This is a genomic window from Lactobacillus huangpiensis (genome assembly GCF_019972815.1).
Classification (GTDB): domain Bacteria; phylum Bacillota; class Bacilli; order Lactobacillales; family Lactobacillaceae; genus Lactobacillus; species Lactobacillus huangpiensis.
In genome coordinates, this window is sequence record NZ_BPPA01000010.1 from 1 (window position 1) to 19005 (window position 19005).

A 19005-nucleotide genomic window follows, 5' to 3' on the forward strand; every position below is an offset into this window, starting at 1 on the left:
TCAGCATATATCTTCAACTCAAATGAGTTGCCGAGCGCTCGTGGGATATTGTCCTATGCGTTGCACCTTCAATTAAGTTTGGCTCAGGGTTGCCATATCCAAAAACTTAGGTTTTCCCTGAATTCACTCGGTTCACATGATATATCACTATATCAAGGGGCAATTCACTATAAACATATAGCACTATATGTAGTGCTTGTAAGAGAAAGGCATACTAAATGTGGGATAAAATTCAAGAAATCATGAAAGCTAAAAAAATTAGCATTTACAAATTATCTAAGCTAACGGGATTACCTTGGAGCACCATTGCAAATTATAAGAACGGTTCTGAAATGTCATTTAAAAATGCTTGCAAAATAGCAGATGCCCTAGATATTAGCTTAGATCAGCTTAGAAAGGAGGCGAATATTAATTGACTAATGAAATTAAATTATCAATACCAATTGATAGTTTAACAGAAACAGTTGACAAAATTATGCAAAGTCGAGGCTATGTTCCTGAAGATAGTATTATCGGAAAAACTATTGGTATTAAAGAATTTGCTAAAAAATATTGTTATCCACATGGACCAGCTTGGGTTAAAGAAAATATTCTATATAAATTTAATCCGGATTGGTGTCAGAATATTCATCCTGGTACAGGTCGTGGTTTTACAATTTTCGAATATCCGGCAAGAAAATGGATGGAAGAGCATCGAGGTGAGATAAATTGGAACGCAGTTTAAATTTAATAGAAAGGATATTAGAAAAATGGCAGCATTTTTTAAACACATACACCGACATAGAACTGAAAAGCAAAAGATCATTATTAATCTCATTAATAGTAGCTATTGTTGGGCTGGTATCAACGATCTACATGATTTACATTCTCAGCTTACCCGAATACAACCCAGGAATATAAAAAAGCCCGACTGCAATCGGACCATTAAATATTAATAATACTAAGGAGATTATAACACATGGAAGTAAAAGATGGTAATGAACTAAAGCAAGCTATCCATGACATCAATGTTCAAGAAGAATTAGCTGAAATTGCAAAAGAAGATCCAGATGCATCATTGATTGGTGATCACGAAAATTCAATAATTTCAAGCTTAGTTGCAGGAAGTCATGTTTATAAAAACAATAAGGAATTTCTAAAGCATCGTTTAGAAATTAACCATGGCTCCCTAGATAAATTATGCGAAGAGCTAGGTTATGATCCTTATGATTTTCTAACAGATTCTTGTGATGTCGATGATGGAGACAGCTTTTCATCAATAATTGAATGGGCATACGGGAGTGAAAGGATAGGCGATGTTTTAAAATGAAACTTTTTGAAATAAATGATGCCATCAAAAAGGTAGCTGATAAAGATGATATTGATCCAGAAACACTAAAAGATACTCTTGATTCTTTGAAGCTAACTAGAGATGAAAAGCTAGACGGATTAGCTGGCTTAATCGAACGAGACACCGCAAGCATCGATTTTTTGACAAACAAAATTAAGCAGCTCACAGAGCAGAAACATCATTACGAAAATCAGAAAAATAATTTGCAAAATTATATGACAGAAGTAATAGATGATGCCGGAATTAAAGAGCTGCATACTAAACATTACATTTTAAAGCCACGTAATTATAAGCAAAAGACCATTATTTCAGATGAACGTAAATTACCTAAAGTTTATATCATAACCAAAGAAGTTTCATCAATAGATAAGAGAAAACTCTATCAAGATATGAAAGATGGTCAAGAAGTACCGGGTGCACATTTAGAACCCAATAGAAAAACAACAATTAGCTAGGAGGTTTCTATGCTAAATGAAGAATTTTTAAAGTGGCAGGAAGAAACTTTTAGAGCAATTGAGCTGTGGACTATTAGATTAAAGAACGAGGCTTTAAAACAAGATACTTATAAGGGTGCGATTAATTACCTTGAAATAAATTATCCTAGTCCAATATGCGCACATGAAGAATCACCTAGTGAACAGTTTCAATCAGTGATTAGATCCATGTTTGAGGAAGCAAAAAAGATGGTCTATGACGAAGCACAGAGTCAGGAGATTAAACATAGTAAATAATAAAAATGTACGAATTAAGATCATATCAAAACGATTTAATTCAACGGATTACTAAGTCAATGCAGAATGGTCATCATCATATTATTGTGCAGTCACCACCTAGAACCGGTAAGACAGTGGTTATGGCAGAAATCGCTAGGAAAACAACTGCTAAAAACAATCGCGTGATGTTTATTATTCATCGTAAAGAAGTATTGGAACAGGCTAAAGCTACTTTTAAAGCACAAGATGTTAAGCCTAACCTAGCAACAATGGGGTTAGTGCAGACACTTTGCCGTAGAGTTGATAAGTTACCCGAACCACAATTGATTCTGATTGATGAAGGTCACCATGCTCTCGCAAAAAGCTACCAGAAAATACTAAACAAATTCAAGAATGCTTATGTATTGTTATTCACAGCTACTCCTAGACGTACTGGACAAAAGCAATTAGATCAGATAGCAGACGATATTATTGTTGGCAAATCAATTAAAGAACTTACTAATGAAGGTTTTTTAGCACCATTCAGGTATTTCCAACCACCTAATGACTTTAATAGTAAATTGCTGAAACGCAGTTCAACTGGTGATTATACCAACAAATCAATGGCTGAAGCTATGAACAATAAGATCTTTGGACATGTCGTCAAACAATATCAGCGGATTGCGAAGGGAATGCAGGCAGTTGTTTACACGTATTCAATCGAGTCAGCAAAAAGAATAGCCCATGAATTTAATGAGGCAGGTATTGAAGCAAAAGAAGTTGACGGAAAAACACCAGTAGTCGAAAGGGACATGATTGTAACTGATTTTAAAAATCAGAAACTAAAGATATTGGTTAACGTCAATTTGTTTACCGAAGGAGTAGACCTTCCAAATGTTGACTGTGTGATTATGGCAAGACCAACCACTTCGTTAGCATTGTATTTGCAATTTTCAATGCGTTGCCTAAATCCAAGACCAGGCAAAACGGCAATAATTATTGACCACGCTAATAATGTGCAGAAATTTGGCTATCCAGATGATGACAGGGACTGGAAACAGGCAGTGGTCAGTGGCACGAAATCAGTTTCAAAAATAAATACCGATCCCGGCATGGCAATTATAACTTGCGACTATTGCTTTGCGGTTGTGAAAACCAGTGAGGTTAAAAATGGCAAATGTCCACTCTGTGGTAAGCCGATCAAAATCCACGAGGCAAAGCAAGTTAAAGATGTTGACTTAGTTGAAGCAAAAAATCGTAAAAAATTAATAGCGGAAATAGTAAAAAGCGACTTACTTAAAAAAGTCGCTAATAAGAAAGTTAGTGAATTAAAATCTCCAGCTGAATTTAATGCTTATGCAAAATTGCATGGGTATAAACCAGGATGGATCTATTACCAGCTTAAACTGAGAGGAATGATTAATAAATGATAGTTTTACCAAAACCAAAAAAATTAGAACCAAAGGCACAGCCGCATAACTTTTTTATCTGGGGCGCTCCCATGAGCGGTAAAAGTTACTTTGCCAGTTTTTTCCCGAATCCAATTGTGCTCAATACCGATGGCAACAGCGATCAAGGAACCGCACCAGCATTTCAAATTAGGAATTTAAGAGATAAGAACGGCAAGCCAACGCAACTTGTTACCCAACAGCTAGACGATATTATCTTAGCTTTACAAACAGAAAACGAGCAAAGAAAATCAGAGGAGCAATTCAAAACGATTGTAGTAGACGTGATAGATGACATTATCGTTATGCTTGAGCAGGCGATATGCTGGGATAACAAGGTTAAGTCATTAAGCGATATCCCATACGGTAAAGGCTACGCATTATTTAACACGGCATTGCAACAGCTAGTGATGGATTTAAAAGCGTTGCCAATGAACATCATCTACATAAGCCGAGAAGATTCAATTACAGATGACAACACTGGTGCCACTACTTACCATCCTTCACTTAAGACTAAGTACTTCAATGTTGTGAACGGTAACTGTGATGTTGAGATCAGAACTAAAAAAGTTGGTGATGGCGTTAACGCTTCATATTTCAGAGAAGTAAAAAGCCTAAGGACGCAGTACAATCCGAAAAATATTACAGACCATCGTATTTTGAAACTATTGGAAACATGCAACGGAATTTTTAAAAAGGAGAGTAAATAATGAGTCTTTTAGATGCAATGAACGAATTAAAGCAAAAAGGTTTTAATCCAAAAGAAGGTAAGGAATATAACCCATACGAGCCGATTCCAGATGATACTTATTTAATGAGCTTTGACAATGTGACTCACAACGCTAAAGGCGATCGAGATTTCCTGATGTTAACTTTTAGCGTTATCCAGGGTGAATATGAAGGTAGACAGGAGTCTATTTTCCCATCACTTGCGCAAACAAAAGCGAATGGTGATCCAATGCCGAATTCAGTTATTGCTAGAAGCATTTCTGAAATTCAAATTATTGGAGAAACTCTTAACAATCCAGTGCCTAATAAGTGTTTTGCTTTTGAGAATGAAACAGAGGCTTATGATGCAATTGCCGAAACACTGCAGCCAGCATGTGGCAAGGTCTTAAAAGTGACCATTAAAACTACTCCTAATAAGAAGAATCCACAATATCCTTTTAGGAATTATACATTTGAAAAACAGGAACAACCAAAAGTAGCCGATGCGAAAGATCCATTTAATGGCACAGGCGATACTGTTGATATTAACGATGACGACTTACCATTCTAGGAGGGATGTCAAAAACATGACTAATTTTTGGGATTTTAAAGGAGTACATAGGACAGGAATACATACTCTAGGGCATTATCCAGCCACTATGGTACCAGAAATGCAACTTGGACTAATGCAAACATGGTCAAAAAAAGAATATAAAGTAATGCTTGATCCTTTTATGGGATCGGGAACGGCATTAATAGAAGCCCAAAAACTTGGTTTAAATACTATCGGAATTGATCTTAATCCATATGCAGTTCTTTTATCAGAAGTTAAAACACATGATTATTCTGAAACTAATTGGGCTGCAGTAATTACCAGAATATTTAATAAACTAAATGAAAAAGAATATTTAGTCCCAATTTTTGATTTTAATAAAATCAATAAATGGTTTAGAAAAGATATCATATTAAGCTTAAGCAGAATTAGAAATGTTATTAAGTCTGAAAATGACATTTGGATCAGAAAATTTCTCTGGGTATGTATGTCAGAAACTATTTACTCACACAGCAATGACAGAACTTCATCTTTTAAATTACATGTGAAGTTTGAAGAGCAAATAGAAGCTATTCCTGACAATGCGATAAAGGACTTTTTAAAAATAGTTTCTCATAAATGCACGTTCCTTAGCACACATGAATTGCCAACTGCAAAAATATATGCTGGCGATGCAAAAGAAGCTTGTACAAAAATTGCTACTGAATCAGTTGATATGATTTGCACTTCGCCACCTTATGGAGATAGTGCAACAACAGTAACTTATGGTCAGGCTTCCATACTATTTTTAAAATGGATAGACAAAAAAGATCTGGAAAGCAGAAATTTAAGTAAGTTATTAAGTAATTTTTCGGCCATTGATTCCTTAAGTTTAGGGGGTCGAGTTGCAGCACCGAACGGATATAGTTCAAAGTTATTAGAAAATTTCCTGGCAAATATAGCACCGAAAAAGTGCATAAAAGTGAAAAGATTTTTTTCAGACTATTGGATTATCATTCAGCAAATGGCAAGAGTGTTAGATGAGGACGGCACAATCATTATTACATTAGGTAACAGAACCGTTGATAACCAGGTTCAGCCTCTTGATCAAATTACAATAGAAATGTTTGCAAAACTCGGCATTAAGCATATCAAAACCTATTCTCGCCATATTGAGTATAGGCGGACACCGCAACATGTTAATTTACAGCAGAACGGTTGTAGAACCAGATCATTAGATTCTGAAAGGACACTAATATTTAGGAGGAAAACAAAATGATAAATGTTAAACAAATTGTTTTTAACGGCAATATTGATAACTTTAAAGCTAAAAATGGTGTAGTGAATATCCAAATCAGTACATCAGCTAAAAATTTATCATTAGACAGTTTAAATGAAATTGCAAAAAACCAGATCCAAGTAATGCTTGAGTCTAACCAGCTAGAAATGATTGATTCTGAAAATAAGTAATTATGCCACTAGAAAATCTAGTCAATTATGCGATTAGCTATGCAGCACACGGATTTTCTGTCATTCCCATTGGCTCAAACAAACGACCGCTGATTAAATTTGCCGATAAGCCGCCACTTTCAGTTGATGAGATTAAACAAGTTTGGCAACGCTATCCATTGGCTAACATTGCACTTAAAACTGATAAGTTTTTCGTGATTGATGTTGACCGTCATGGTAATGTTGATGGTTTACAATCCATCCTTAATCTTAATCATAACGAATGGTTTAAAGACACATTACGAGAAAAAACTGCTCATGATGGTTATCATTTCTTTTTTCAAAAACCTGCAAAAGAGAATGTGACGCAATGTATTGGTCTATTGCCGGGTGTCGATTTAAAAGCTCACGAAAATAATTATGTTGTAGTTGCTCCTAGCACAATAGATGGCAAGTCCTATCGGTGGCTTAATCATAAACCAATAAGACCAGCTCCAGCTGGTTTACTGGAATTAATTCAGAGTAAGGTTAAGCCCGAGAAAAAGACAATTTTAGATTATAAAATTGCAAGCAAGACGCAGACTTCAAAACTTTTTGAGTTAATTGTAAATGGTCTAGGTGATACCGGCAGGCGCAATGATACTCTTACCAGTTTTGTTGGTGGCTTACTATATCGAGGTGTTGATCCAGATGCAGCAGCTAAATTAGCATTAATTGCAAATACCAATACAACAGACAGTCTTCCGCTGAATGAAGTGGAACGAACAGTAAATTCTGTAATTGAAAAAGAAATCAAAAGAAGGGGGATTGAATGAGTGACGTTATTAAAATCAATGAGAAAAATGCCGATAAGTTGCGTAAAACCACCATTGAGCTTGAACGTCAAAACAATGGTGCCGTTAAGACTACCAGCGTTAAAAACGTAGTAATGATCATATTACATGACCCCAATCTTAAAAATCTATTTCGATTGAACGAATTTACGCAAGAAATAGATGTAGTTGATAATCGTAAGTTAGAAATCAAGAATATTGGCACTGTCCTAATTAGTAAAGGTCAATATACAGACCAGGTTACTAATTCAGTTGAATTATATATCGAAGCTCGTTCAGATTATGAACATGCAACTTTTAAAAATGTGATTATCGAGCAGGCAATAGATAATGTCGCTTACATGAATTCTTATAATCCAGTGATTGATTATATGGATAATGCATATAAACATTGGGACAAGAAACGCAGGATTGACAATTTCTTCCCTGAATACTTGGGAGCTAAGAAGAATGCGACCACAACATTAATTACTCGAACATGGTTAATGGGAGCCGTTGCCAAAGCTTATAATCCTGAAACTAAATTCGATTATGTTTTAGATTTAGTTGGTGGCCAAGGAGTCGGTAAAACTTCAATCCTGAAAAACATTGCGCCGATGGGATTATATACAGACCAGTTTAATACTTTCACTAAAAAAGACGATTTCGAAGTAATGAAAAACGCTCTGATTGTCAATGATGATGAAATGACTGCCAGCAATGATGCCAGTTTTGAAGAAATCAAAAAATTCATCACGATGCAAGACTTTGAGTATCGCAAACCTTATGGTCATAAGCCATTGCATTTCAAGAAAAAATTTGTCATTGCAAGAACAACTAATGAGGTTAGGCACTTACGAGATCGTTCAGGCGATCGAAGATTTTTATCAATTTACGCTGATCCAGAAAAACAGACCAAAAATCCTGTGACCGATTTAACCGAGGATGTGGTGCAGCAGCTGTGGGGCGAAGCAGTTTGGCTCTATAAGAATGCAAAAGATCCATTTAGATTTACTCCAAAACAAGAAGTTTTATTAAAGCAAAATAGAGAAGAATTTCGCTATACATCAGGATTAGAAGACAACTTAATGGATGTTTTAGAAAATAAGTTCAAAGGTCAAAAATTTATTCCCAACCGAGAATTATCAGTTGCTTTATTTCAAGATCCTAACGCTTTATCACGGAATAATAAGCAGACACGTGATATTCGTTATTACATGGAACATTTAGGATTCAATACGAGTGCAAGAAGAACAATTAATGGAGTGACAATACGTGGCTTTTCAAAATAAGTGATGACAGATAATGACAGTCAATGACGGTTACTGTCATTTCTAAAAGCGTTGGGAGAGTACGAAAGAGAGGTGCTAATGACAGTATGACAGTAAATATTGATAAAACTTTTTATTTATATAATATATAGCCTCCATAGCTATAAAAAAGTTTTTTTAAATTTTACTGTCATTAGAAATTTTAAGTGCTTTAAACCCATGAAGGAGTACGAACGAAAGCAATGACGGTAACTGTCATTGGAGTGTCAGCTATTAAATAATAATTACGGTAAATTACAATAAAATTACGGTTACTGTAATTATGAAAGTCCTTGATATTCTAGGAAAGTTGAGTAGTAATTACAGTATTACACTAAATTTCTATAAAACTTTTTATCTATATAATATATCACCTTCAAAGCTTTAAAAAAGTTTTTGTAGATTTTACTGTAATAACAAATTTAAGCAGTTAAAAAGTCTTGTAAGAGTAAACAAAAAGTAAATTACAGTTACTGTAATTTAGCCGTAATTTTAAATAGATATTATAAGGAAAAGTAGTAAGGGGATTTCAAAAGTAACAGTAGGTAACAACAAGGTAACAGTAACTGTTACCTTAAAAAACCTTGTTATAGTTAGGTTTTTAGGTACATGGTAACAGTAAAACAGTAAATATTAATAAAACTTTTTATTTATATAATATTTAGCTCTCATGGCTTTAAAAAAGTTTTTATTAATTTTACTGTTACCAAAAAAATAGAAGTCTAAAATCCTTGCAGGAGTAAGAAAAGTATAGGTAACAGTTACTGTTACCGAAGTGTAACTTTTAAGAAAAATATTATGGAAATTATTGAAGGAAAATTAGCAAAATTAAGGAGGAGTAAAATGGCAAGAACAGTTTATCGTAAGAATAAGAATGGCAAGATTACCTATTTGGGGCATGTGCCACCTGAGTATCAATTAAAGGACAACGAGTTTTTTCAAAAACTTCCAAATGAAAAGCGTAAAAATTATGTTGATTATTTGCTAAATAAATATGGAAGGCACAACTAATGAAAGTAATATATTTCTTATGCGAAATATTAGGCCTCATATTCGGTGTTATTGGCTACATACTTTTAAATCTCAAATCTGAAAGTAAATTACTGTTAGTAATAGCCATAGCATTAGTTGCAATTGGCTTAATTCTAATAATTGGATCAATTATGCTTGAAAAATATATGTGGTGGACAAGTTTAGGGTGGTAATTATGGATGAAATATTGAAGTTTAGAAAGTGGGACAGACAATCTAAAACAATGAGCAAAATTGAAGTTTTAGATTTGCGCCCCGGTCAAACATATACTGACGATCCAATTATCATGCAATATACGGGGTTAAAAGACGTTAATGGTAAAGATATTTATGAGAGTGATATTCTAAGTTTGCCAACGCATTATCAAATTAGTATATGCAATGTTGATCATTGGGTGGATGAATTTTTAGAAGTTAAATATTCGAGTTTGTTAGGTGGATTTATGGTTTTACCATCTGAGGAATATCTCAGCGAATGTTTGTATGATGGCTGTGATAAAAATGGATTTTATCACAAATATCCAAAAATTATTGGTAACATTTATGAAAATCCAGAGCTGATTGATAATGTCTGAACACGAAATTCAAAAACAAATTATGCGTGAATTATCAATGCATCATTGTACTGTCTTTAGAGCTAATGTTGGCAAAGTGCTGATGCAGAATGGTAGATGGTTTGACACCGGGCTACCCAAAGGACATCCAGATTTGTATGGCTTTCGTTGGGTAGACAATCAAGTATTTTATATAGAAGTAAAATCTAAAACTGGTAAACCTAGAGATGATCAAATTAGATTTCATAAATTTCTATTATCACATAATGTAATACATGGAATTGCTCGCAGTACAAGAGATGCTCGTATGATTGTGGAAGGAGGCTTGGTGGGGTATGGCTATCCCGTATAATTTAATTCATAACTTAGAAAATGAATACGGAACATTATCATTAGTACCAGATAATAATTTAACTTTAAAGTCAATTCAAAAATTACTATATAACAATGAAGGAGAAATTATTGATGCTAAAATCACTGCGTTAATTAATGACGGTTATTCAATCAATGAAGTAGCTACAGATTTAAATTTTAGCCAAAATAAAATCCGATCAGCTGTTAACCGTTTAGGATTAGAAGTTAAACCATATTTTAAATATGTAGCAATCAATCGAAAAACCGGACAAAAAATATATAGTAAGAACTTTAGTAAATACCGTGTTATCACTCATCAACCTTTACAATTTATATCAAGTGCTAGGCTTTATTTAAATAAAAAAGGGTATTATTTAAGAAAGTTTCGCAAAATTGTCCGTTTTAAAAAGCTAAAATCCGGAGATAAGTATTTTTGTAAAAACAAAATTTATACCAAAGAATAGAGAGGAAAAGAACTGTGGGAGAAAACGTTGATTTACCTATTGATATTGATCAAAAAAAGACCGCAGAAAAAGTTAAATATTTTTTCAAAAATGACTTTGAAAGATATATTCTGCGAGCTGGCTATCATCGTGCCGATCTTAGTAGCCCACAGTTCGATCAAACAGGTATTATAAACCATTTTGGTAATTCAGCAGAAAATAAAATGGCTGCTATATTTGAAGCACAACATAAATGTCAAGCAGTTTATCATGCAATTGACCAATGCTTTGATAGTACTCAGCAACCATTTAGGACAATATTAAAGGCATTATATATTGACAAGCTGAAAGATTGGCAGGTAGCCGCTAAAGTACAGTATAGTGATTCCAGATATAATGACCTTAAAAAATATGCTCTGTGCCAGTTTGCTGATACGATTGTTACTTGGAAAATAATTTATGATGTTGACATTCCAGAACTAAAAGTGCCAAAAAATGAAAAATCGGAGGAAAATCGAAGAATTATCGGAGAAAAGTCGGAGTAAAATCGGAAGATTGTTGGAGTTTTACGGTGTTATATTGATAGCATCAAGAATAAAAGATAATTCTTGAGTGTATATACAAAAACAGCGGTAGGTTCGAATCCTATCGTTGTTATAGACATGCGATGACCTTAATACGTGTTTATTTGGATAATCTATAATATGTTTTAAAGTTTAGTAATTATATTAAGCGAGCGTGTCAAATTAAATATGGATTAATTGATATGGTAATCAAATTTTATAATGCAAGGATTAGACCTATCAATAATCCATATTTTTTATGTTCTTGGTGCAACGGTAGCATAACGGTCTCCAAAACCGTTGATGAAAGTTCGAATCCTTCAGGACATGTTTAACAATTAAAAATATTATTTAAAGAAAGGGATCAAAGATGAAACCAAATAATCTTTTAATAGATCCGAACACTGAAGATAATTTACAGAAAAAGAAATTATCTGAATGTATTTCTAAATGTATTATTAATTTAGAGTCATTGAATTTATCTAAAGAAGAAATAGCAAACAGATCAAAGATACCAGTGGCTAAGTTGCTTTTGATGGAAAATGCTGACATGTCATTTAATATTGAAGATTATGCAAATGTAGCTCGAGATTTAGCAATTATGTTAATACAAAAAGCTATTGATGAGATTAATAGTAACTTGCCAAAATTGTAAGGAGAAAAGATGAAACTAACTAAGCTCTTTAAAAAATATATTATTAACAAAGCTATTAACTCAAGGGATGATATTAAAACAAGAAAGTATATATTAGCTGATAAAATTATTAATCTTGAAAAAGAATTGGACTTAACTAAAAAGCAAACAGCAAAGGTTTTAAAAATACCTTTAAAAAAACTGTTTGCAATGGAAAATATAGATCTATCGATTGATATTAATGATTATCAATTAGCGGTTTTAGAACTAAATCAAATTAAAATGGATCGAATTATTGACGCGTCAAATAGGAGCACGGTTGTAAAATGATTTCAAAAATACCACCAGAAAAGCTTTTAAAATCTAGTTGGAAAAAAGAAATAAAAGAAAGGCGAAAGCAATTAATAGAAGATTGCGAACAATATGATGAGGTAATAATAACATGTGGAGACCACATAGTATTCAGCCACAAAAAGAACAAGTGAGATATAAATGGGTTCAAAAGGGATCAAAACTAAATTCAAAAAAGACTTTCAGCAAACGGTATTAAAAGGGTTGTCAAATATAAATGATACTCAAAACATATGTGATACAGAGGTAATTCATAACTATTGTGACAAGAAGCTTTGGGATAACAAGCCATTGATGAAAGTTATTAAAAAGTTAAGTGAGACATAGAGGTGAATGCAATTGCCAAGAATTAGGAAGTGCAGAGTGCGTGGCTGCAGAGCACCAGCTTTTGTGCCGAATCATTATTGTCAGCAGCACATTGCACATGAAGCAGAGTACCGAGCAGAGCGTGCCAAGTTTGAACACAGATATACAACTAAACAGTCAAAGCAATCACGTTGGAAGTACAATCATATCTCACGCTATAGAAATGAGACTAAGGCTAATCAGAATAAGTTCTATCACAGTAAAGAATGGCAATCGTATCGTAAGGTAGTGCTCAGTCGTGATTACCATTTGTGCCAATATTGCAAGGCTCGTGGCGTTATCAAAGAAGGAAATGTAGTTGATCATGTGCTACCAGTTGAGCGCTTTCCAAACAAGATCCGTGACATCAACAACATGGTAACGTGCTGTAAGAATTGTCACTATTGGAAAACTAGGTTTGAGGAACAGTATTATGGCACTGGACTACATGGCACACCTACAGACAATCCACCACTCACTGACATTAAATTAATATCAGAGTTGAGTGATAAAATTAAAAGCAAAAATTAATATCCCCCCGGGCTATGTGTTCGTAGGGAAGAGCCGCAACATGTGGTGTTCGCTTGCGTGACAGACCAAATTTTGAAATTTTTTTGATAGGGGGGGTCAAACTGACAAACGTTGATTTAACAAGGCCGAAAGTGCCTACGCAAGCTCCGAAATGGCTCGATAATTACGGAAAAAGGCTTTGGCCAAAGCTTGCAAATTATCTTAACAAAAATTCAAAAGTTTTGAGAGCAGATGAATATTTGTTGCAGGAATATTGTTCAGCTTATGACGTTTATCGGAAAGCTTACGATTCAATTAGAAAAGATGGAATTCAGCAAAAAGTTTTTAAAACTATGCTTAGTCCAGTTACTGGTAAGCCAGCTGCTAAAGATTTTCAAGGATTCAGAAAAAATCCTGCCTATCAGATGATGTCCGACTCACTTTCAAAGATGAATCAAATAGGCAGAGAATTAGGATTGAGTCCAAGAGCAAGGTCACAAATGATGGAGTTGAATTCTCCTAGTGACAAGAAGAAGGAATCAGTTACGGATCAATTAAAGGAGTTTTTTAAACAATGAAAGTTGATTTAACACAAACTCATGATGTTGATGGCTCATATGAAGCTATTGACTGGTCAGAAATTAGAGAAAAATATAAAGATCCAGGCACCAATTATTGTTTTGATGTATTAAATAAAAAAATACAAGCAGGCTACTTAATAAAGTTAGCCTGCTTTCGTCATCTTAGAGACCTTCAACGACAAGGAAATAAGGATTTTCCATATCATTATGATATAGAAGCAGCTAACATACTTTTAAAATTTGCTGCAATTGCACCAAATGTTGATACTGGTGAGCCTACAAAATTAATGGATTGGCAAAAATTTATTTTCTGCCAAATGATAGGTTGGCGAGACGCAGATAATTTAAAACGTTTCACAAGAGTAATTGTCAGCGTAGCACGTGGTCAGGGTAAAACCTATTTAATGGCAATTTTGGTAGCCTTTAGTTTTTTAGTTGAATCTATAGATCTGCAGAACCAAGATTATCTTGTTGCTTCTATAAATTATAAGCAAACGATGAAAATCTTTGGTTACATTAAGTCAATGCTACGCAAAATAATAGAGATTAAACCTTTTAAAGATTTAGCTAAAGATGCACAGCTAGAATTGCAATCTGAGCAAATTATTGAAAAGAAAACTAATAATATTCTTCGTGCCATATCACATGAAGCTGGACAATTTGACTCATATCATTTTAGAACGGCCGTGTTTGATGAAATTGGTGAAGTAACTACACGAGAGCGTATTTCAAAGATAATTTCTGGACAGGTCAAAGTCAAAAATCACCAGTTTGTTCAAATTTCAACTGCTTATCCAGATCCAACAGTGCCATTTCATGAAGATGAAAAAATGGTAATTCAGGCAATGGAGCAGGACTTTAAACGTGAAGCTGATAGTTATTTAGGATTGATCTGGACACAGGATGATTTAGAAGAAACCTATGAACCAGAGACATGGTCAAAATCTAATCCATTATTAAATTTGGAAGATCAAAAAGAAAATTTGCTATCTGGTTTAAAAGATAAACGTGATAATGATTTATTAACGGCTAATATTTATGATTTTCAAAACAAAAATTTAAACATATGGCTAAAGCAATCTACCTCTAGCTATTTAAATTTAAAAGATGTTGAAGCAGCAATTGATGATGGTTTTAAAATCAAGGGTCGAGAAGTTTACATTGGTTTAGATTATTCCATGTATTCAGATAACACGGCTATAGCTTTCATTTTTCCATATCGTGATCAGCAAGGTAAACCACATTGGCATATTACACAGCATAGCTTTATTCCTTTTAAACAAGCAGGTTCTATTGAAGCAAAAGAAAAATTAGATGGAATAGCATATCGTGAATTTCCTGAATTTTGTACTATCACTTCAATTCCTGAAGGGATAATTAATCCGGAACAAATTTACAAATGGCTTGTGCAATATGTTGAAGACAATGAGCTTCAAGTTGTTTTTTTGGGATACGATCATTATGGTAGTTTTCAGGTTAAAAACATAACCGAAAGCTTGAGTAGTAGTGAAGGCTGGTTAATTCAAGATATTGCACAAAGAACTAGTGAATTGGGTAATCCCACTAAATTTTTACAAGAGAGCTTTGCTACAGGAAAAATAACACGTTTTAATGATCCAATTATGGAAAAAGCGTTGCTAAATGCAACTATTAAAGAAGATAAAATCGGGATACAGATTGAAAAAGACAAGGCAACTTTTAAGATTGATGTTGTTGATGCAATTATTGATGCAATGTATCGAGCGATGGATCACTTTGAAGAATATGGATTGACTAATGATAAATCAACTGTTGTTGATCGAATGACAGCCGAGCAAGTCAGGGATTGGTTTAGAAATCCAAAATCTGGATTAACTTAAAGGAGAAAAAATGGTTAAAGAGCTTTTTAAAATTATTTGGAAATTTATTGATGTAATCCTTTATATTGTTGGTGTAGCAGCCATTGCCTATGGCTGCTTTTTAATTAACAAAAGTGCGGGATATATAAGCATAGGGGCAATAGCGCTTATTACAGCATTTTTAACTGAAGTTCTTGCGTCCAAGAAGGGAAGTGATAATTAATGCCTCTATTTAACTGGAAAGCTACTAATTCTAGAGCAGCCCCAAAGCCTGCTTATTCGTTGAGCAACGATGAGGATGCAATTAATTTCTTAATTGCTAAGTCAGATAAATATGTATCGGCCGACAAAGCTCTCCGCAATTCTGATATTTTTTCATTACTAATGCAATTGTCGGGGGACCTAGCCTTAGTTTCATTGCAAGCCAGTAGTGAAAGAGTTCAGTCATTCATTAATAATCCAAGTACAACAACTAATGGAACTTCTTTTTGGCAAAGCATGTATGCCCAGCTTTTACTAGATGGTAATGCTTATGCATACCGCTGGCGCAATATTAATGGTGTTGATTTGCATTGGGAATATTTAAGACCTTCACAGGTACAACCTATGCTTTTAGAGGATGGTTCAGGACTGGTCTATAACATTAATTTTGATGAACCTGTTTACGGAACATTTGAAAATATACCACAGGTAGACTTGATTCATATTCGCTTAATGTCTAAAAATGGTGGTATGACTGGAATATCTCCGTTAACTGCTCTTACTAATGAACTAGATATTAAAGATGCTTCTAATGATCTGACAATGTCAGCTTTGAAACAATCTGTAACTACACCTGGTATTTTAAAAGTTACTAAAAGTGCTTTATTAGACGAAAAAGATAAAGCTGCACGTTCTCGTAAATTTATTTGGCAATTGCACCATAGTGATGGCGGACCAGCTGTTATTGATGATCTAGAGGATTATCAGCCGTTAGAAATAAAATCTAATATAGCTCAGTTGCTAAACCAGGTAGACTGGACTAGTAAGCAAATTGCTAAAGTATATGGTATTCCTGACAGTTATTTAAATGGTCAGGGTGACCAACAATCAAGTTTGAAAATGATGGGCAGTCAATATGCGCAAGCTCTAAATAGGTTCGTTAATCCTATTGTTAGTGAACTAGACAAAAAAATGAATGCAAAAATTACAGCTGATATTAGGCCAGCTATTGATGCAACTGGGGATGCATATGCTGATACTTTGGCGGGCTTGACCAAGAATTACGCTTTAGCAGGTAATCAGGCCACATACATTTTGCAACAAATTGGTTATTTACCAAAGAAACTTCCTAAGGCAGCAAGTATAGGCGGTAAAGGAGGTGAGATAATTGAAAACAATACAAATCAAAGGACCGATAATTGACGATATGAACGGTGAGTTCATGTCGTTTTTTGGTGAAAATAGTTATGCCTATCCTGCCAAGGTTAAGCATGATTTGGAAAATAGTAATCAAAAAGATGTGGTTGTTGAAATTAATAGTCCAGGTGGCTATACAGCTCCAGCTGCTGAAATTTACACAGAGTTAAAAAACTATCAAGGAAATATAGAAGTCCATATTGTTGGTGAGGCAGATTCAGCTGCTTCTATTGTCGCAATGGCTGGTGACAAGGTATTAATGTCACCAATGGCCATGATGATGATCCATAGAGCCATTAGTTCTGCTGATGGCAATACTGATGATTTTGCAAGTGGGAAACAGGCTTTAGATGAGTTAGACCAAAACATTGTCGATGCTTATGCAGCTAAAACTGGTAAGGATAAGCAGGATATTTATAGCCTAATGTCAAAAACTACCTGGATGAATGCTAAAACAGCTGTTCAGGAAGGCTTTGCCGATGGCATTATGCAGTTTGATAATGCTAAACAAAATCAAATTGCAGAGCCAATGCTGAATGCAGCTGTTACTGTCCCACACTTTAATGCAGAGAAAATTTTAGAATTCAAGAACTTAATTGCTGAAAGGCAAAAAATAAAAGTAAAAGACGAAAATACAAAAACGAAAAACAAAACTGAAAACTTAGATAAGACCAAGCTTGTTAATCACAAACTTGGTCTTTTGTTTGGAGGAAATTAAATGGAATCTATTAATGAACTTGCTACTGCACGTGATGCGGCAGGGAGCAGAGTAGAAGAATTAGAAAACAAGCAAAATCAAATTGCTATTCAGTTAGTAGCTGATCCTGAAGCATATTCAGATGAAGACATTACAAAAATTAAAAATGATCTAAGCAAAGCTATTAAAGTGAGAGATTTTGCACAAACGGCTTTAGACAACGCACGCAAAAATCTAAAAACGCCAAAGCCAGTGGTTGGCAGCGATCACCCTGGTGAATCTGAAAAAGTAATAGCAGCCAAGAAATCAAAAGAAATTTGCGATAAATTCGTATCCGATTTTAAAAATATGATTACTTCACAAGTTTTGCCCGAAGGGTCTGATAAAGAAGGACCTAATGCTGGCTTGACTATTCCAGTTGATGTACAAACTGCTATTAATAAGCTAAAACGTTCATTTACTTCACTTGAAAACTTGGTAAAGATAGAAAATGTATCTATGACATCTGGCTCACGTGTTTATGAGAAATTAAGCGATGTAACACCATTTACCAATCTCGATGATGAAACAGCTGAAATCGGTGAAAATGACAGTCCGCAATTAACGATTGTTAAATTTGCTATTCACCGCTATGCTGGCATTTCTACAATTACTAACACTTTACTTAAAGATTCAGCTGAAAACATTTTAGCGTGGATTGAAGACTGGATTGCCAGAAAAGATGTTATTACCCGTAATACTGAAATTTTAAAAGTATTGAATAATGGTAAAAATGGAAAGACGCCAACTAAGGTATCTATTGCAGACTTCGACAGCATTAAGGACTTGGAAAATAATACCCTTGATCCTTTAATTGAAGCCACTTCCAGTTTTATTACCAATCAATCAGGATATAACGTTTTATCAAAAGTTAAAGATGCTGAAGGCAGATATTTAATTCAACCAAATCCAACACTTCCAGATGTTAAACAAATTTTTGGTCATAATGTAACTGTCATTACAGATAAGTTTTTACCAGATATAGACGGCGCTCACCCGTTATACTTTGGTGACTACCACATGGCAATTACTTTGTATGACTATCAACGAATGACATTAGTGTCAACTAATATTGGTGGCGGAGCTTTTGAAAAAGACTTAACTAAAATTAGAGCTATTGACAGATTTGATGTTGAGTTACTTGATGAAGGGGCCTATGTAATATCTACATTCACTACGATTAAAGACCAAGAATCAAGAGTGATTACTGGTGGATCAAATTCAGCGGCTAATACAAGTGGCAGTAGTGAGACCACTACTAAGCTGGCAGATGCTATTAATAATTTAGCCAAGAAGGTGGATGATAACAGCTCCACAGCTGATAGTAAAGCTGATACTAAATCTACTACTAGCTCAAAATCGACTGATACAAAGACTGGTAAGTAA

General features: G+C 34.3%; 26 protein-coding genes and 1 tRNA gene. All 27 read left to right on the top strand.

The features are described 5' to 3' along the window. Positions 1–218 precede the first annotated feature (218 nt). The gene (locus LDM90_RS07975) at positions 219–416 is read left to right on the top strand and encodes a helix-turn-helix domain-containing protein (protein WP_223896973.1); all 198 of its coding nucleotides are present in this window, start codon (positions 219–221) and stop codon (positions 414–416) included. Then, positions 413–724: a hypothetical protein gene (locus LDM90_RS07980; protein WP_308443173.1), complete on the top strand. Its 312-nt coding sequence runs from the start codon at positions 413–415 to the stop codon at positions 722–724. The genes LDM90_RS07975 and LDM90_RS07980 overlap by 4 nt, the downstream gene beginning before the upstream one ends. A 234-nt stretch (positions 725–958) precedes the next feature. Then, positions 959–1309 (top strand): hypothetical protein, encoded by a 351-nt coding sequence (locus LDM90_RS07985; protein ID WP_223896972.1) that lies wholly within the window; start codon positions 959–961, stop codon positions 1307–1309. Continuing rightward, positions 1306–1785, top strand: coding sequence for a siphovirus Gp157 family protein (locus LDM90_RS07990; protein ID WP_223896971.1), 480 nt, complete (start codon positions 1306–1308; stop codon positions 1783–1785). The genes LDM90_RS07985 and LDM90_RS07990 overlap by 4 nt, the downstream gene beginning before the upstream one ends. A gap of 9 nt (positions 1786–1794) precedes the next feature. Further along, a complete protein-coding gene (locus LDM90_RS07995; RefSeq protein WP_223896970.1) occupies positions 1795–2061 on the top strand; it encodes a hypothetical protein in 267 nt (88 codons plus the stop codon). A 5-nt stretch (positions 2062–2066) separates the two neighbouring features. Then, complete coding sequence (locus tag LDM90_RS08000; RefSeq protein WP_223896969.1) at positions 2067–3452, top strand: DEAD/DEAH box helicase; 1386 nt, start codon at positions 2067–2069, stop codon at positions 3450–3452. After that, a complete protein-coding gene (locus LDM90_RS08005) occupies positions 3449–4180 on the top strand; it encodes an AAA family ATPase (protein WP_223896968.1) in 732 nt (243 codons plus the stop codon). The genes LDM90_RS08000 and LDM90_RS08005 overlap by 4 nt, the downstream gene beginning before the upstream one ends. Next, positions 4180–4749: a single-stranded DNA-binding protein gene (locus LDM90_RS08010; protein WP_223896967.1), complete on the top strand. Its 570-nt coding sequence runs from the start codon at positions 4180–4182 to the stop codon at positions 4747–4749. The genes LDM90_RS08005 and LDM90_RS08010 overlap by 1 nt, the downstream gene beginning before the upstream one ends. Then, positions 4730–5989 carry a DNA methyltransferase gene (locus tag LDM90_RS08015; protein ID WP_223897028.1) on the top strand — a complete coding sequence of 420 codons (1260 nt, stop codon included), beginning with the start codon at positions 4730–4732 and terminating at the stop codon, positions 5987–5989. The genes LDM90_RS08010 and LDM90_RS08015 overlap by 20 nt, the downstream gene beginning before the upstream one ends. Next, positions 5986–6180, top strand: coding sequence for a hypothetical protein (locus LDM90_RS08020; protein WP_223896966.1), 195 nt, complete (start codon positions 5986–5988; stop codon positions 6178–6180). The genes LDM90_RS08015 and LDM90_RS08020 overlap by 4 nt, the downstream gene beginning before the upstream one ends. Before the next feature lie 2 nt (positions 6181–6182). After that, positions 6183–6974: a bifunctional DNA primase/polymerase gene (locus tag LDM90_RS08025; protein WP_223896965.1), complete on the top strand. Its 792-nt coding sequence runs from the start codon at positions 6183–6185 to the stop codon at positions 6972–6974. After that, a complete protein-coding gene (locus tag LDM90_RS08030; RefSeq protein ID WP_223896964.1) occupies positions 6971–8263 on the top strand; it encodes a VapE domain-containing protein in 1293 nt (430 codons plus the stop codon). Before LDM90_RS08025 ends, LDM90_RS08030 begins: the two co-directional genes overlap by 4 nt. Before the next feature lie 861 nt (positions 8264–9124). Continuing rightward, positions 9125–9292: a hypothetical protein gene (locus tag LDM90_RS08035; RefSeq protein ID WP_223896963.1), complete on the top strand. Its 168-nt coding sequence runs from the start codon at positions 9125–9127 to the stop codon at positions 9290–9292. Positions 9293–9488: 196 nt separating this feature from the next. Continuing rightward, positions 9489–9887, top strand: a complete 399-nt coding sequence (locus LDM90_RS08040; RefSeq protein WP_223896962.1) for a YopX family phage-derived protein — start codon at positions 9489–9491, stop codon at positions 9885–9887. Then, complete coding sequence (locus LDM90_RS08045; RefSeq protein ID WP_223898778.1) at positions 9880–10218, top strand: VRR-NUC domain-containing protein; 339 nt, start codon at positions 9880–9882, stop codon at positions 10216–10218. Before LDM90_RS08040 ends, LDM90_RS08045 begins: the two co-directional genes overlap by 8 nt. Then, entirely contained in the window at positions 10202–10684 is a 483-nt protein-coding gene (locus tag LDM90_RS08050) for a hypothetical protein (protein ID WP_223896960.1), read from the top strand. The genes LDM90_RS08045 and LDM90_RS08050 overlap by 17 nt, the downstream gene beginning before the upstream one ends. A 14-nt stretch (positions 10685–10698) precedes the next feature. Next, positions 10699–11208, top strand: coding sequence for an ArpU family phage packaging/lysis transcriptional regulator (locus tag LDM90_RS08055; protein ID WP_223896959.1), 510 nt, complete (start codon positions 10699–10701; stop codon positions 11206–11208). 277 nt (positions 11209–11485) lie between these two features. Beyond that, positions 11486–11556: transfer RNA gene (locus LDM90_RS08060), tRNA-Trp, on the top strand. A 40-nt stretch (positions 11557–11596) separates the two neighbouring features. Next, positions 11597–11881, top strand: coding sequence for a helix-turn-helix domain-containing protein (locus tag LDM90_RS08065; protein WP_223896958.1), 285 nt, complete (start codon positions 11597–11599; stop codon positions 11879–11881). 9 nt (positions 11882–11890) lie between these two features. Beyond that, positions 11891–12190 (top strand): hypothetical protein, encoded by a 300-nt coding sequence (locus LDM90_RS08070; RefSeq protein ID WP_223898780.1) that lies wholly within the window; start codon positions 11891–11893, stop codon positions 12188–12190. A gap of 360 nt (positions 12191–12550) precedes the next feature. Beyond that, complete coding sequence (locus LDM90_RS08075) at positions 12551–13087, top strand: HNH endonuclease (RefSeq protein ID WP_223898781.1); 537 nt, start codon at positions 12551–12553, stop codon at positions 13085–13087. Between the two features lie 83 nt (positions 13088–13170). After that, positions 13171–13644 carry a phage terminase small subunit P27 family gene (locus LDM90_RS08080; protein ID WP_187154569.1) on the top strand — a complete coding sequence of 158 codons (474 nt, stop codon included), beginning with the start codon at positions 13171–13173 and terminating at the stop codon, positions 13642–13644. Then, positions 13641–15506 carry a terminase large subunit gene (locus tag LDM90_RS08085; RefSeq protein WP_223896954.1) on the top strand — a complete coding sequence of 622 codons (1866 nt, stop codon included), beginning with the start codon at positions 13641–13643 and terminating at the stop codon, positions 15504–15506. The genes LDM90_RS08080 and LDM90_RS08085 overlap by 4 nt, the downstream gene beginning before the upstream one ends. 10 nt (positions 15507–15516) lie before the next feature. Beyond that, complete coding sequence (locus tag LDM90_RS08090) at positions 15517–15708, top strand: DUF1056 family protein (protein ID WP_223896953.1); 192 nt, start codon at positions 15517–15519, stop codon at positions 15706–15708. After that, positions 15708–16889, top strand: a complete 1182-nt coding sequence (locus LDM90_RS08095; RefSeq protein ID WP_223896952.1) for a phage portal protein — start codon at positions 15708–15710, stop codon at positions 16887–16889. The genes LDM90_RS08090 and LDM90_RS08095 overlap by 1 nt, the downstream gene beginning before the upstream one ends. Then, positions 16855–17601 (top strand): head maturation protease, ClpP-related, encoded by a 747-nt coding sequence (locus LDM90_RS08100; protein ID WP_223896951.1) that lies wholly within the window; start codon positions 16855–16857, stop codon positions 17599–17601. Before LDM90_RS08095 ends, LDM90_RS08100 begins: the two co-directional genes overlap by 35 nt. Beyond that, on the top strand, positions 17602–19005 hold the full coding sequence (locus LDM90_RS08105; RefSeq protein ID WP_223898784.1) for a phage major capsid protein: 1404 nt from the start codon (positions 17602–17604) through the stop codon (positions 19003–19005).